At 53.3% G+C, this 14,905-nt stretch carries 16 protein-coding genes; 12 read left to right on the top strand and 4 right to left on the bottom strand.

The annotated features are described in order from the left end of the window. The first annotated feature begins 11 nt into the window (after window positions 1-11). A complete protein-coding gene (xerC, locus tag ACO0K9_RS08255) occupies window positions 12-932 on the top strand; it encodes a tyrosine recombinase XerC (RefSeq protein ID WP_422983674.1) in 921 nt (306 codons plus the stop codon). A 31-nt stretch (window positions 933-963) separates the two neighbouring features. On the opposite strand, the gene ACO0K9_RS08260 is transcribed toward xerC, so the two are convergent. Beyond that, complete coding sequence (locus ACO0K9_RS08260; protein WP_422983676.1) at window positions 964-2,025, bottom strand: OmpA family protein; 1,062 nt, start codon at window positions 2,023-2,025, stop codon at window positions 964-966. 503 nt (window positions 2,026-2,528) lie between these two features. On the opposite strand from ACO0K9_RS08260, the gene ACO0K9_RS08265 reads away from it, so the two are divergent. The 11 genes from ACO0K9_RS08265 to ACO0K9_RS08315 all read left to right on the top strand — a co-directional run bounded on the left by ACO0K9_RS08265 (window position 2,529) and on the right by ACO0K9_RS08315 (window position 12,813). Then, complete coding sequence (locus ACO0K9_RS08265) at window positions 2,529-3,053, top strand: Fur family transcriptional regulator (protein WP_422983678.1); 525 nt, start codon at window positions 2,529-2,531, stop codon at window positions 3,051-3,053. A 78-nt stretch (window positions 3,054-3,131) separates the two neighbouring features. Then, on the top strand, window positions 3,132-4,220 hold the full coding sequence (locus tag ACO0K9_RS08270; protein WP_422983680.1) for a CobW family GTP-binding protein: 1,089 nt from the start codon (window positions 3,132-3,134) through the stop codon (window positions 4,218-4,220). 205 nt (window positions 4,221-4,425) lie between these two features. After that, a complete protein-coding gene (gene dksA / locus ACO0K9_RS08275) occupies window positions 4,426-4,830 on the top strand; it encodes an RNA polymerase-binding protein DksA (protein ID WP_422983813.1) in 405 nt (134 codons plus the stop codon). Between the two features lie 376 nt (window positions 4,831-5,206). Next, window positions 5,207-5,608 (top strand): hypothetical protein, encoded by a 402-nt coding sequence (locus ACO0K9_RS08280; RefSeq protein ID WP_422983682.1) that lies wholly within the window; start codon window positions 5,207-5,209, stop codon window positions 5,606-5,608. Window positions 5,609-5,717: 109 nt separating this feature from the next. Next, entirely contained in the window at window positions 5,718-7,724 is a 2,007-nt protein-coding gene (locus ACO0K9_RS08285) for a TonB-dependent receptor (protein WP_422983684.1), read from the top strand. 568 nt (window positions 7,725-8,292) lie between these two features. Beyond that, window positions 8,293-9,558, top strand: coding sequence for a hypothetical protein (locus ACO0K9_RS08290; protein ID WP_422983686.1), 1,266 nt, complete (start codon window positions 8,293-8,295; stop codon window positions 9,556-9,558). Between the two features lie 237 nt (window positions 9,559-9,795). After that, window positions 9,796-10,332: an ATP-dependent protease subunit HslV gene (hslV, locus tag ACO0K9_RS08295; RefSeq protein WP_162043733.1), complete on the top strand. Its 537-nt coding sequence runs from the start codon at window positions 9,796-9,798 to the stop codon at window positions 10,330-10,332. 13 nt (window positions 10,333-10,345) lie between these two features. After that, window positions 10,346-11,683: an ATP-dependent protease ATPase subunit HslU gene (hslU, locus tag ACO0K9_RS08300; RefSeq protein ID WP_422983688.1), complete on the top strand. Its 1,338-nt coding sequence runs from the start codon at window positions 10,346-10,348 to the stop codon at window positions 11,681-11,683. Window positions 11,684-11,711: 28 nt separating this feature from the next. Then, window positions 11,712-11,900, top strand: coding sequence for a hypothetical protein (locus tag ACO0K9_RS08305; RefSeq protein WP_422983690.1), 189 nt, complete (start codon window positions 11,712-11,714; stop codon window positions 11,898-11,900). A gap of 24 nt (window positions 11,901-11,924) precedes the next feature. Continuing rightward, on the top strand, window positions 11,925-12,446 hold the full coding sequence (locus ACO0K9_RS08310) for a GAF domain-containing protein (RefSeq protein WP_422983692.1): 522 nt from the start codon (window positions 11,925-11,927) through the stop codon (window positions 12,444-12,446). Between the two features lie 154 nt (window positions 12,447-12,600). After that, complete coding sequence (locus ACO0K9_RS08315) at window positions 12,601-12,813, top strand: hypothetical protein (RefSeq protein ID WP_422983694.1); 213 nt, start codon at window positions 12,601-12,603, stop codon at window positions 12,811-12,813. 1 nt (window position 12,814) lies between these two features. Here the strand turns inward: ACO0K9_RS08315 and ACO0K9_RS08320 are convergent, their stop codons facing one another. The 3 genes from ACO0K9_RS08320 to secB form a co-directional block, all read right to left on the bottom strand. Next, window positions 12,815-13,813 (bottom strand): NAD(P)H-dependent glycerol-3-phosphate dehydrogenase, encoded by a 999-nt coding sequence (locus tag ACO0K9_RS08320; protein WP_422983696.1) that lies wholly within the window; start codon window positions 13,811-13,813, stop codon window positions 12,815-12,817. A gap of 108 nt (window positions 13,814-13,921) precedes the next feature. Then, window positions 13,922-14,371, bottom strand: a complete 450-nt coding sequence (locus ACO0K9_RS08325) for an SH3 domain-containing protein (protein WP_422983698.1) — start codon at window positions 14,369-14,371, stop codon at window positions 13,922-13,924. A 51-nt stretch (window positions 14,372-14,422) separates the two neighbouring features. Continuing rightward, a complete protein-coding gene (gene secB, locus ACO0K9_RS08330; RefSeq protein WP_422983700.1) occupies window positions 14,423-14,905 on the bottom strand; it encodes a protein-export chaperone SecB in 483 nt (160 codons plus the stop codon).

Here is a 14,905-nt window from a genome sequence, read left to right on the forward strand (position 1 = left end):
AGGAGGTCCGCATGACGACACAAGATCAGTATCTGGCCAGCTATCTGGAGGTCTTGCGTAGTCAAAGGCAATTGTCCCAGCATACGCTGGACAGTTATCTGCTGGACCTGCGTGAGCTCATCAAACTGGCTGGGCAACAAGACCTGGCCAGCCTGAACACCCACCATATACGCCGTTTTGCTGCGCAAATGCATGCCAGCGGACAAAATGCCCGCAGCATTGCACGCAAGCTGTCGAGCTGGCGCGGCTTTTACCGCTGGCTGACCGAAGAACAGGATCTGGCAGCCAATCCGGTCGAAGGGGTGCGTGCACCAAAGAAAAATAAACCCCTGCCGAAAGCACTGGGGGCTGATGATGCCGTCCGGCTGGTTGATCAGAAAGCTAGCGATCAGCCCACATCACGAGCCAATCGGGCCATGTTTGAACTACTGTATTCCAGCGGCCTGCGCGTGTCTGAACTGGCCAGCCTCGACGTAGCGGCCATCCATGAAAGTGGCTATAGCTCAGCCGGCTATGTCGATATGGTCGAAGGGGAAGTGCATGTCACCGGCAAGGGCGGCAAGCCACGTATAGTTCCAGTCGGCAAACCCGCGCTGGCAGCACTGGCAGACTGGCTGGCCGTGCGCCCTACGCTGGTCAAACTGGACCCGCATCCGCTATTCCTGAGCGAACGCGGCACCCGTATTTCTACCCGCCTGATACAACTGCGCCTGAAAGCGCATGCGCAAAGCCTGGATATCCCGGCCAATGTGCATCCGCATATGTTGCGCCATTCCTTTGCTTCGCACCTGCTGCAATCGTCCGGTGACTTGCGCGCCGTGCAAGAGATGCTGGGCCACAGCTCCATCGCAGCGACCCAGGTGTACACGTCTTTGGATTTTCAGCATCTGGCCAAGGTCTACGATCAAACCCATCCCAGAGCTAAAAAATAGGCAGCGGCTACTAGTGCAGCATTACACTAGCTTAACGCAACACCATTTCTACACGCCGGTTCTTGGCACGTCCGGCCTCAGCCGCATTCGACGCACGTGGTGCCAGCGGGCCTACCCCCTTGGCGATCAAACGGGCATCGGCAATGCCATAAGCTTTCAGCGCATCTGCCACGGCCTGGGCGCGCTTGCCTGACAAAGTCATATTGTAGTCAAGCACGCCCTGGGTATCGGTGTGGCCAACGATATACACGGCAGCAGTATTGGCTTTCAGGTATTTCGCCATTTCATCCAGTTGCGGTTTGGATTCGGGCTTGATGACGGCTTTGTCAGTATCAAAATACAGTCCATAAAAACTGACTGCGCCGTTTGCTGCCAATTCCTTGCTGATGGCATCCGCATCCACGGTGACAATATTCTGTTCCATGGCTTTGGGTTCCAGTACTTCAACCAGAACCGCAACACGGTCGTTCATGCTATCGGTGATATCGCCCATGGTGCCGCCAGCATTCAGCGCGGCATACACGCCAACATAGGTGGCAGCAGCTCCCGCGCCTTTTTGCAGCAAGGCATAGCGCAAATCCTTGGCCCCATCAAACACTGCCTGCACAAAACGATTGCGGTTGACGTCATAGCCCTCGCCTTGCACATGGGTGCGCTTGTCATTCCAGTTGTATTTCAGGCTTTTGAAAGAAGGGCCGCAACTGTCGTTATCACATTGAAAGACTGGCTTGAAACCCTTGCTGTTCAAACTGTCGGTAAAATTGCGAAACACTTCCAGTGACGAGCGCCCTTTCGGCACCATATACACGGTCCGGGTCAGCGTCCCTTCTGCTTTTTGCAACTTGGAAAATTTCTTGTTGCTGCTGTAATCCGGCTCTGTCGCCGGCCCCGCCGGGAAGGCAATTTCGTCAAAGGCTTTTTGCGTCTGCAACAGTATGCTGGAACCCTGGTAACGCCCGGTCAGTGGATGATCCTTGGCATTCGGGGCATCGGTGGTAAGCACTTTTTCATAAGCGGGATTGCTGGCAGCAAGAACCAGTTGGCTGGCCAGGAAAGTCACGATGAGCAGGGATGATTTCAGCAAATTGTGCATGATGTTCAAGACTCCTTGAAAAATGACGGTTTTTGCAATGACTTGTTAATGTAGCACAGGATTTTTCAACAGTCCCAATTCCAACACTTGCTTAATCTGACATGATTTGCATTCCAATAGTTGATATCAACAAAAAGAGCCACATGGAAACCGGTGTGCTGCCGATTGCACCTGTGCCGTGTGAGGTCTGTTGCAATGTGCATCCTCTTGCATCAGCCTCCGCTGTAAAAAACGGTATTACAAGTAAGGCTAAGTTCGGACTGGAGTATAAGAAGCGAACGTGACAGGCAAGTGAAACGCCCGCATTGTCATGAAATCAGCCAGGATGTAAAAAGAAACCCTTGGGGTGAACGGATGTCGCGGCGGAACAAAAGTTTTTGCAGGTAAAAGTTTTTGCAAATAAAGGCTTTTGCAACTGAATTGCATTTTCAGGCATAATATTGCGCATGACCGGCATCGCATCTGGTGTCGCTGGTAAATCCCTGAGTCACTGATGATCATTTATGAAAACCGCCCGCATATCCCCCACATCACGCCCGCCAGCCACAGTGCCAGCCCCCGGCACGGAAGGTAATGCCGGTAATCTGCTGCGGCAGGCAGGTGTGCGCGTCACTGATGCACGTCTGAATGTCTTGTCCGAACTCTTGCTCAGCCAACGCGCCCTGTCCCATCTGGAAATCCAGGATGCCATGCCAGCAATGGACAGGGTCACCCTGTACCGCGCCCTGGATTGCCTGACCGATGCCGGCCTGGCTCACAAAATATCCGGCGATGACCGCGTGTTTCGCTACAGCACCGGCAATGATGCTGTCCATGCACATGGGCAGCATGAACGTCAGGTCCAGCATCAGCATGGCCATTTCAAATGCACACGCTGCTCCCGGGTCTTTTGCCTGGATGAAGCGCAGGCACCGGCCTCGTTGCGGATGCAATTGCAGGCTAGCTTGCAATCCACGCTGGGACCCGGCTTTCAAAGTCATGATGTGGAACTGACCATCAAGGGCTGGTGTGCCGATTGTGCCAAGTGATGGCGCCAGGCAAGTAGGGCTTACAGGTTTTGCAAGCTTATCTGCAAGACCATCAACAAACTGTTTTAGAGAAAAATCATGGCATTAATTCCTACCACCATCCTCACCGGCTTCCTGGGTGCAGGCAAAACCACACTGCTGAATCGCATCCTGCAAGAAGATCACGGCCACAAGATCGCTGTCATAGAAAACGAATTTGGCCAGGAAAATATTGATAATGAAATCCTGGTGCAGGACAGCAATGAGCAGATAGTGGAAATGAATAATGGCTGCATCTGCTGTACCGTGCGCGGTGACCTGATCATCGCCCTGAGCAAGCTGATACAGCAAAAAAATGAAGGCAAGCTGCATTTTGACCGCGTCATCATAGAAACCACGGGCCTCGCAAACCCGGGCCCGGTTGCCCAGACTTTCTTCGTTGATGAAGAGGTTGGCACCTACTATATGCTCGATGCAGTGGTGACAGTGGTTGATGCCCGCCATGCCATGCAACAACTGGACGAACATGAAGAAGCCCAGCGCCAGGTGGGTTTTGCCGACAAGATACTGCTGTCCAAAACCGATCTGGTCGATGCCGGGCAAGTAAGCACACTGCGCACCCGCCTGGCGCGCATGAATCCGCGCGCACCCATCACAGCGGTCGATTTTGGCAAAGTGGCGATCAGTGAAGTGCTGGACCTGAAAGGCTTCAACCTGAATGCCAAGCTGGATCTGGACCCCGACTTCTTGCGTGCGGAAGAAGATGCACATGCGCACGAACATGATGATTGCGATGATCATTGCACGCATGAGCACCATCATCATGATGAACATAAGGATGGGAATGAAGATGAACATCATGTGCACAACCACCATCATGCTCATCATTCCGACGATATCGCCGCCTTTGTTTTCAAGAGTACGCGGCCCTTCAATACCGGCCAACTGGATGAATTTCTGGGCGGACTGGTGCAGGTGTTTGGCCCGCGCATGCTGCGTTACAAAGGAGTCTTGCTGATGGAAGGTGCTGACCGCAAGGTGATTTTCCAAGGAGTGCACCAAATCATGGGCACCGACATTGGTGCCAAATGGGGAGAAGACGAATTGCGCGAAAGCAAGATGGTGTTTATTGGCAAAAATCTACCTAAAGACATATTTATTGAAGGTTTGGAGCATTGTTTGGTATAAACTAGCGGGCTATTGAAGGCAGCTGTTGTCTGTCGTGCAAGTGGCGTTCATGCAAATGTCATTTACTTTATCAATAAGGGGAGGATAATTATCTGGAGCAAACATGTTTCAGATTTGTTCTATGTATTAACCCGTCGTATCGAAAGTAAGCGAAGTGGCAACTAAATCAACTAAATCGACTGCTACAGTCAGCGCCCCGGAAGCTCTGCTCACTGAGGAAGAAATCCTCAAGATGGGCGAGAAGGACTATATGAACGCTGCACAACTGGCATTTTTCAAGGCCCGTTTGCAGCAGCTTGAGAAGGATTTATTGAAGAACGCCGACGAAACCACCGAGCATCTTCGTGAAACCGTATTGGTACCAGACCCGGCAGACCGTGCCACGATAGAGGAAGAACATGCGCTGGAATTGCGCACCCGCGATCGTGAACGCAAGTTGCTGAAAAAAGTACAGCAATCCATCAATAGCATTGATGACGGCGATTACGGCTGGTGCGAAGAAACCGGTGAACCGATCGGCATCCCACGCTTGCTGGCGCGCCCTACAGCGACCCTGTCCCTGGAAGCCCAGCAAAGGCGTGAAATGAAGCAAAAGCTGTACGGCGACTGAATAATACCCGGGCTGACTGCACTGCAGAGTGCGATAAGCCTGCAGTTAAAAAGCGTGCGGCTAAAAACATGCAGCTAAAGAGCGTGCAGTTAACCACTGCGCGCTTTTTTACGAAATGGAATGCAACAATGTTGCAGGCGCCTGAACTTTTGCCGCTAAAACAACTCAAACGGCGGTAACGATGCCGTCAATTGCCGCACATCCGCAGTACATGCAGTCCAAAATGTCGGTTTTTTGCTACAATTTTTAAATTCTTTTTTCAGGTGTTTTGTGTGCTTTTTGCGTTTTTTCGTTTTTGCCTCAAGCCCTATTATTCTACTCGCCCATTTGCCCACTAACCAACTAACCGACTAGCCTCAGATAAACCAGCCACACCATGTTGCCGTCACTAAGCTCAAGCAAGAACAACAGCAAGCGCTACTTGCTGCTCTTTCTGCTGTCTGCGCTGTTATTCAGCCAGTGGCTGGGGTTTGCGCATCGCATGTCGCATGCGGGCTGGGCGGAAGGCAACGCACCGGTCGTTCTTAGCCAGCAAGCCAGCAACGCCACCAGCCTGATCGATACGCTGTGGCCAAACAGCAAGGATGACAGCAGCACCCAGCATTCTTGCGCCCTGTACGACGCCGCCTGCGTCGCCGAATACCTGCACCTGCTGCCTGAGCAGATTGTCCTGCTGGATGGACATGCCCTGGCTTCCAGCAATACCAGCAGCACCGGCTGGCAAGCCCTGCTGCGCGTCCCCTTCTCGTCCCGCGCCCCACCTGTCCTGTTTGCCTGAATCTTTTATCCGCCCTCCTTTGCCTCGGTGAAGGACGGGCCTGGCATCAATTTGTCCAGACCAGCTTGGCTGAAGTCTGACATTGCATCGTTTGCAAACAGGAAACAATATGGCTTTTCAACGTACACTGATTACTACCGCAGTCATGGCACTGCTCGCCCAATTCAACCATGGCGCCCGGGCTGAAGGCTCGCCCATCAACACTGTCACAGTCACATCCAATCCCATCAGCAATGATGAAAACCTGCAGGTACTGACACCGGCCAAGATATTGGCAGGGCCGGAATTGAAGGCAAAGATAGGCACTTCCCTGGGAGATACACTGAGTGGTGAACTGGGCGTATCGGCATCTGGCTTCGGCGCTGGCGCATCACGCCCCATCATCCGTGGCCTGGAAGGCCCGCGTGTCAAAATCTTGCAAAACGGCATGGGTGTTGCCGACGTATCCAGCCTGTCGAATGACCATGCAGTTGCCAGCGAAAGCTCGACTGCCCAGCAGATTGAAGTCTTGCGTGGCCCTGCCGCACTGTTGTATGGCAGCGGTGCCATTGGTGGCCTGGTGAATGTGGTTGATTACCGCATCCCTACCGTACTCAACAAGCAAACGACCGGCGAAGCCGAAGTCCGCGTCGGTACTGTCAACCAGGAAAAGAGCCTGTCCTTTTCCATCGATGGTTCCAGCGGTGTGATTGGCCTGCATGCTGACGGCAGCAGCCGCGATACCAGCAACTATAAAATCCCGGGCAACAGCGAATGGAATAATCCAGCCTCGGCCAGTGGCCGCCTGAATTCCAGCTTTACCCGCGAATCCACCCTGGCTGTGGGTGCATCCGTGATCCAGCCATGGGGTTACCTGGGTGCAGCAGTGCAGACACTGAATGATCATTACGGTATCCCGACGGCGGAACGCTCATTTATTGACCTGCGCCAGAATCGTTTCGATCTCGATGGTTTGCTGAACTCGCCCGTCAATGGCTTTGACAGCCTGAAATACAAATTCAGCGCCACCGATTATCAGCATACAGAAAAAGCAGAGAATGGCTCACCGAACACCTTTTTCAAGAATCAATCCATGGAAGGCCGCGTAGTGCTGTCGCACCCGTCCTGGGCTGGCTGGCAAGGTAGCTGGGGCCTGCAGACCGAACAGGTGAAATTCTCCGCCCTGTCCGCCAGCAGTGGTCGCGCCGATACCGTTCCACCAACCACATCCACCTCATTGGCCGCTTTCGCCGTCGAACAAAAGCAATTTGGTGATGTCCTCGCCAGCACTGGTGTCAGGATGGAAAATGTCAACCGTAAACCGGACGCAGGCACCGGCCTGGTCTCGCGCGAATTCAATCTGTTTTCCGCCTCGGCAGGTGGACTCTGGCAATTTGAGAAAGGTTATAGTGCTGGCCTGAGCCTGTCTTGGGCACAGCGCGCACCAGCGACCGAAGAACTGTATTCAAACGGCCCCCATGAGTCCACCGCGACATTTGACATAGGTAGTGTCAACATGAAGAAAGAAGTCTCGCGCAATGTGGAACTCAGCCTGCAAAAGACCAGTGGCATCCTGCACTGGAAAGTGAATGCCTTCCTCAACAAGGTCAGCAACTATATCTACGGCCACACGGACGGCACCAAGGTAGATGAAGAGGGTATACCCGATACTGACGCCGAATTTACCCGCCGTAACTGGTCGCAGGCATCGGCCACCATCCGTGGCGGCGAAGCTGAAATCAGCTATAACCTGCTGGGTGAAGGTCCGTCAATACGCGCATTTGCCGACTATTCACGCGGTAGCCTCGACAGCTTGGGCAGCCTGCCGTTGCAACCGGCGACCCGCACCGGCCTGGACCTTGGCTATCGCGAAGGGAAATGGCGTGCCGGTCTGAATATCCTGCACGCACAGCGACAAGACCGGCTGGCCAGCTTTGAAAGTTTCGAAACACCGTCCTACACCAAGGTGGATGCCAGCCTGACCTATACCCATCCTTATCAGAACAGCCAGCTGACCTGGTTCCTGATGGCGAAAAACCTGCTGAATCAGGATATCCGCCTGTCTACCTCGGTACTGCGGGAAAGTGTGCCGCAACCGGGCAGGAACGTTCTTGCGGGGCTAAGAGTCAGCTTCTAAGAACCTGTTTGCGATCTTACTGCGCGAGCGTGATCGGGGCTCATGTGCTGCTCAAAATGCTCATGTACTATAAGTACATTCCGCTTTTTGCGCTGCTCTTCACCCCGCTGACGCTCGCTCGCTACAGATCGGAAACACGTTCTAATGCAAAAAAGTCAGCTAAGAGTTGCAAGAAAAATGTAAGCAGATGTAATTGCGCATTTAGTTATCAATTCATAACCTATAAGTATTGGAGGTGGTATTCACCTCCAATTTCATTAAAAAACCGGTCTAATCAGTTTGTTTTTGAGAATATCGCGTAGCATTTAAAAGAGCATTTGAAAAAAAACTGCTTGGACCCATTGAGCCCAGTCAACCATTCCATCGCAAATCAGAATATACTAAGCACTCGTCAAATTCGCTAGCGGGCGGTTAGCGTTTATTCTTATTCGGGAACAAAGTGGGGATTTTTTCTCTTTTCGGTAAAAAAGGTGTCAAGCAGGAAGATCGCTCCACCGAGAAATCTTCTTCTAGAAAGACGCGCTCCAAGAATGGTAATACCGTCATTGGCGGTTTCCAGGACAGCGAGGTGTTTAGCAATTCAATTATTGCTCAGCGCCATATCGCCCGTGCCACGGAAAGAAAAATTGACGCGATTGAATTTGAAATGTCGCGTGACATCGTCAAGACCAGGCCGCCAACTGTCACCAAGACTGATCTGATGAACCCGCCGGCTGAAGTGCCGTCGAAAAAAAATCCTCCCGTAGAATTCCAGACAACGATGCCGTTGACCCTGCCTACCGATTATCTGCTTGGGCAGAATTCGGAAATGTCGGGGTCCGCCGTTGCGCACAGTGAATCCGTACCCTTGCTGGAAGAAGCCGCGATCCTGTTCGCCAGTGGCCAGGCCGAGGTTGCCGAGCAAATGCTGGTGGCCGCCGTCCATCAGGAATTGGGTGACGCCACCGAAATCGGCTGGCAAATGCTGTTTGACCTGTATCGCATCGGCAATCACCAGCACAAGTTCGAAAGCCTGTCGCTCGACTACGCCAATAAATTTGAAACCTCCCCACCTTTGTGGCCAGAGGTATTGAACAATACCGACCAGGATGTGGATAATCGGTCCGACAACACCATGGCCAATATCAGCTTCCCGGCCAAACTGGATGCTGGCATTGTCAAGGTACTGGAAAAAATCCAGAACGCCAGCGCCAAGAGCCGCAGCCTGCGCCTGGATTTTATACGCGTCAAGGAAGTGGACCCCATCGGTTGCGGCCTGCTATTGCGTGCATTCAAGAATTTAAAGAAATCCGGCCACGACCTGATACTGATTGGTGCCAAAGACCTGTCGGACAAAATCCGTGCAATTTTGCTGGTAGGCCGTCGCGACGAAACTGAAGCACCATGGCTGCTGTTGCTGGAAATCTTGCAATTGCTGCATTTTGAACAAGCCTTCGAAGAAGTCAGTATGGATTACTGCATCACTTTCGAAGTCTCGCCACCTTCTTTCGAAGCACCGAAAAACAATATCACCAGTTCCTTCCCGGAAATCAATAACGAGGAAGAAGCCGCTTCTGACAGCTTCCTGATGCCTAAAGTGGTAGAAGGCAAGACCGAATTCCTGCTGCAAGGCATCGCCGAACAGGCGGAAAGCCAAAATCCGCTGATACTCGATTGCTCACGACTGGAGCGGGTAGAGTTTGGTGCCTCGGCACAATTGCTGAATGGCTTGGCCCCTATTGCCGGCAAAAGCGGCATGAACATACGCTTTGAAAACGTCAATTATCTGGTCATGATGCTATTCCACGCCATGGGCCTGAAGAATATTGCCAGCATCATCGTCCGCAAACACTAAAGCAGTTTCCAGAATAGCAAGCGCTTGGGCTGAATGAACTACCTGCATCTGCAGGATGTCTCATTCGGCTGCGGCTTTGCCTGTGCTGTATCACTGACTGTAACGCTGACTGCAACGCTTGTAATTCCACGAAAACACCCCATTTTCAAAAAAACGGGCAATCCAGCCCGGCATCCGCCTTCAGCCCATCCGGCCTGAGCATTTGCAGCAGGCGTAGCGAATATCAATGAGGTTCATATGGAACAATTTCACGGCACCACCATCCTGACGGTGCGACGCGGCAATCTGGTTGCCCTCGGCGGCGATGGTCAGGTCACCCTTGGCAATATCGTCATGAAGGGTACAGCCCGCAAGGTACGCAAGCTGTATCACAACAAGGTACTGGCAGGATTTGCCGGCGGCACTGCCGATGCCTTTACCCTGATCGAACGTTTTGAATCGAAACTGGAAAAACACCAGGGCCACCTGATGCGTGCTTCGGTAGAACTGGCCAAAGACTGGCGTACTGACCGCATGCTGCGCCGCCTGGAAGCCATGTTGCTGGTGGCAGACAAAGACACTACCCTGGTCATCACCGGCAACGGCGACGTACTGGAACCCAATCAGGGCATAGGTGCAATCGGCTCGGGCGGTACATTTGCCCAATCGGCAGCGATCGCCCTGTTTGAAAACACCGACCTGTCGCCCGTCGACATCGTCAAGAAATCGCTGACTATCGCCGGTGAATTGTGCATTTACACCAACTTGTCGCACACCATAGAAACACTGGAATGAATTGGAATAAGCAATGAACATGACCCCGCAAGAGATCGTCTCTGAACTCGATAAACATGTCGTTGGCCAGTCCAAGGCCAAGCGTGCCGTTGCCATCGCCCTGCGTAACCGCTGGCGTCGTCAGCAGGTAGAGGAACCGCTGCGCCATGAGATCACCCCCAAGAACATCCTGATGATAGGCCCGACTGGTGTCGGTAAAACCGAAATCGCGCGTCGCCTGGCCAAGCTGGCCGACGCCCCTTTCATCAAGATCGAAGCCACCAAATTCACTGAAGTGGGTTATGTGGGCCGTGATGTCGATACCATCATCCGTGACCTGATCGATATAGGCATCAAGCAAACCCGTGAAGCTGCCACCCGCAAAGTACGCGCCCGTGCCGAAGATGCGGCAGAAGACCGGGTACTCGACATCTTGTTGCCACCAGCACGTGATTTCGGTTTTCAGCCGAATGAAGCCGAAGCAGCGCCGACGGACAATACCACCCGCCAGACTTTCCGCAAGCGTCTGCGTGAAGGTGCGCTGGATGACAAGGAAATTGAAATCGAAGTAGCCGAAGGCGTGGCCCACATGGAAATCATGGCACCACCCGGCATGGAAGAAATGACCGAGCAGATCAAGACCATGTTCTCGGGCATGGGCAGTGGCCGCAAGAAATCACGCAAGCTGAAAATCAAGGAAGCGATGAAGCTGCTGATTGAAGAAGAAGCAGGCAAACTGGTCAATGAAGAAGAACTGAAGCAGGAAGCAATTCGCAATGTAGAACAAAACGGCATCGTCTTCCTCGATGAAATCGACAAGATCGCCTCACGTTCTGAAACTGGCGGTGCGGAAGTTTCACGCGCTGGCGTACAACGCGATTTGCTGCCGCTGGTCGAGGGCACCACCGTGAACACCAAATACGGCATGATCAAGACTGACCATATCCTGTTTATTGCGTCGGGGGCTTTTCATCTGGCCAAACCGTCTGACCTGATACCGGAACTGCAAGGCCGCTTCCCTATCCGCGTGGAGCTTGAATCCCTGTCCATCGCTGATTTTGAACGTATCCTGACCGGTACCGACGCCTGTCTGACACGTCAATACCAGGCCCTGCTGGCGACCGAAGACGTGCAGATAGACTTCACGCCGGAAGGGGTGGAACGTCTGGCTGGCATCGCGTATGCGGTCAATGAAACCACCGAAAACATCGGTGCCCGTCGCCTGTACACCGTGATGGAAAAGCTGCTGGAGGAAATTTCTTTCAATGCACACCAGAACAGTGGCAAGACCGTTGTCATTGATGCCGCCTATGTCAATGAGCGCCTGGAAGCCCTGTCGGTGAATGAAGACCTGTCGCGCTACGTGCTGTAATTTTTAGTTTACAACCCAAGGGTTCAACATGGCAAACAAGGCGCTGGCAACACGACAACGCATGCAGTTCCGCGTTGAACCCGCACAGGTAGCAGTCTATCGTACCCAGCAGCACAGCAAGAAAATGCCACCGGCCTATCGTGGCCTGGCTGTGAATAATCAACTACCGTTCCCTGCTGTCAATGCCACCCGCAAAGACAAGTCAGGGAACAAATAATCCCTTTCAAAAAGAGGAAACACTATGTTTGTCAGCCCGACTGCCAGCCCGACCACCAGCAACCAACCCAACTATTCCATGCTGTCGCGCCAGCTTGCCAGCATACTGGAAAGCGAGCGCAATCTGATAACCAATGCGGCGCAGTTTTCTGCCTTTATCTACAACAGCATCAGTGACCTCAACTGGGCCGGTTTTTATCTGTGCACGCATGCCAGCAAACCGACGGCGGATTTCCCGCATGAACTCTTGCTCGGCCCTTTCCAGGGCAAGGTCGCCTGTACCCGCATCCCTTTCAAACGTGGTGTCTGTGGCACGGCGGCTGCCGAAAGACGCACGGTATTGGTGTCTGATGTCCATGCCTTCCCCGGCCATATCGCCTGCGATTCGGCATCGAATTCTGAAATCGTCATCCCGCTGATCAAGGATGGTGAATTATTTGGTGTATTTGATATCGACAGTCCACGCCTGGACAGATTCAGCCTCGACGATCAGCAAGGCCTGGAACAACTGGTCGCCATTTTCATGGCTGCCAGCGATATCAAATAAGCCGGTCTGGACCCTGCATTGCGGGATTTCTTGTGGCTGACGACAGACAAAGACCAAGGCGGACTTGGTCTTTTTTGTTAAGCTATGTCAAAAATCCGTCCTTGATTGTGTTGCCGTTCTACACTGAAACATACGTATCAGTAGAGGTAGTCACATGTCAGGGAACCGACGCCGGAAAATGCAACGCAAGCGCAAGCAGCTCTTGCGCAGGCGTGATCTGCTGACCCGGTTCATGGTGGATCTGGGGATTCATTACCTGGAAATACTGGGGCTGGACAAGGCCATGGATTTTTTGCGCAAGCATCAGGTGCCAGATTCAGTGATTAGCAGAGTGCTGCGCTTTCCAGAATACCGGCGACGTTATTGAATCAATGGCTTTCCTGCTTGGCATCCCTTGCCAGCAAACGGCTCATCATCTGCTGTGCCGATACGCCATCAAACAACACACCTGCTACTGCTTCGGTGATGGGCATATCGACCCCAAGTTGGCGTGCCAACCCGCGTACCGCCTGGGCACAACGCACGCCTTCGGCAACATGCCCCAGCTCCTGCACGATATTTTCCAGCGACTTACCCTGTGCCAGTGCCAGCCCTACCCTGCGGTTGCGTGACAGGTCGCCGGTACAGGTCAGTATCAGGTCACCCACACCCGTCAATCCCATCAGGGTTTCCGCCCGGGCACCGAGTGCCACCCCAAGGCGGCTGATCTCGGCCAGGCCACGGGTGATCAGTGCCGCGCGGGCATTCAGGCCCAGCCCCATACCGTCAACCATACCGGTAGCGATGGCCATGATATTTTTGACCGCACCGCCGACCTCAACCCCGATCATATCGTCGCTGGAATACACCCGCACGGCATTCCCGTGCAAAGCCTGTACCACCAGTTGACTCAGCGTGGCAGAAGTGGAAGCGATGGTCAAAGCACAAGGCAGGCCCTGTGCGACTTCCTGCGCAAAGGATGGACCTGACAGGGCACCAAAAGCCATCTTGTCACCCAACACTGCATGCGCCACCTGGTGCGGCAGTAACTGGCTGGCTTCTTCAAAACCCTTGCACAGCCAGACAATATTGCTGGTTTGATAAGGCAGGCAGGCTTCCAGCGTAGAGCGTAAACCAGATACCGAGGTCGCCACCACCAGCAAATTATCCGGCCCGGCAGCATGCGCCAGGGCTGCAGAAAAATCTGCCGTTACTTGCAGGGAGGCTGGAAACGCAAAACCTGGCAAATAGGCAGTGTTTTGACGCTCCGCCTGCATGGCAGCGATTGCCTGCTGATTACGGCCCCACAGCAAGACCTGGTTTTTTGCCGCCAAAGCCATGGCCATGGCAGTACCCCAGGCACCTGCTCCCAATACGCTGATATTCATACTATCCCCTGACCACGCTGCTAAGTTGAAATTTCAAACTGCTGAATTCCGGATGTAAAAAAAGGACAGCATGCTGTCCCCGGTATTAAAGCGTGTTGACAGGTCCGATCACAGACCCCAGACTTCGTTTATTTTAACGAAGCCGATCTGGCCATCCTTGTGCTTGACCTTGACCCAGCCGGCACTTACCGGTTCGGCCATTTCCAGCAAGACATGCTTGTCAGCGCTGAATACCAGCGCAGCGGCATCATCGGCCGCAGCGCGTACCTTGGCATTGGCAACCCGCACCACCAGGCTGCGTCGCGTGATCAAGTCCTTGGACTCGACCCAGCTCATGTCACCGGACATATCCCTTACCTTGCTCCAGGCACCCGATGTAAACACGACTTCCACCGGCATGCCACGCGGTGCCACATACAATTTGGCCCCTTTGGCCCCTGGCGCATCATACATGATGACCGGGGACGCACCGACAGAACGAAATTCCAGCGCCTGTGCTGTACCACCTGCCGTCAGGGCAAGCAGAATCAAGGGCAGGGTCGTTATCAGGCGTTGCATGGGCTTCCTTCATCAAGCTGATCCAGCTTTCACCGGATCAGGCTGCTTCAATTACTGGATGGTTGCTGGTGCTTCGGCTGTTGCATCTGCATTACCTTGTTCAGCAGCAAGCGCCAGGCGTTGTGCGTAGAAGGCTTCGAAATTGATTTCAGACAGGTGGATAGGTGGGAAACCTGCACGTGTGATCGCATCCGCTACGTTGGAACGCAGGTAAGGATAAACGATATTCGGGCAACCGATGCCCAGCAGTGGATCGAGCTGGTCTTCAGGAATATTGCGTGCTTCGAAAATACCGGCTTGCTTGCCTTCTACCAGGAAAGCCACTTTTTCGCCGATTTTTGCTGTGACAGTCACGGTGACGGTCGCTTCGTAGATACCGTCGGCCAGCTTTTCAGAGCCAACATCAACGGATACTTCGATACCAGGCGCTTCCTGTTCCAGGAAAATGGATGGGGAATTTGGCTGTTCAAGCGACAAATCTTTCAGATATACGCGTTGAATTTGGAATACGGGCTGCAGATTTTCGTCAGACAT

Source organism: Undibacterium sp. Ji50W (genome assembly GCF_049340445.1).
Taxonomy (GTDB): Bacteria; Pseudomonadota; Gammaproteobacteria; order Burkholderiales; family Burkholderiaceae_D; genus Undibacterium.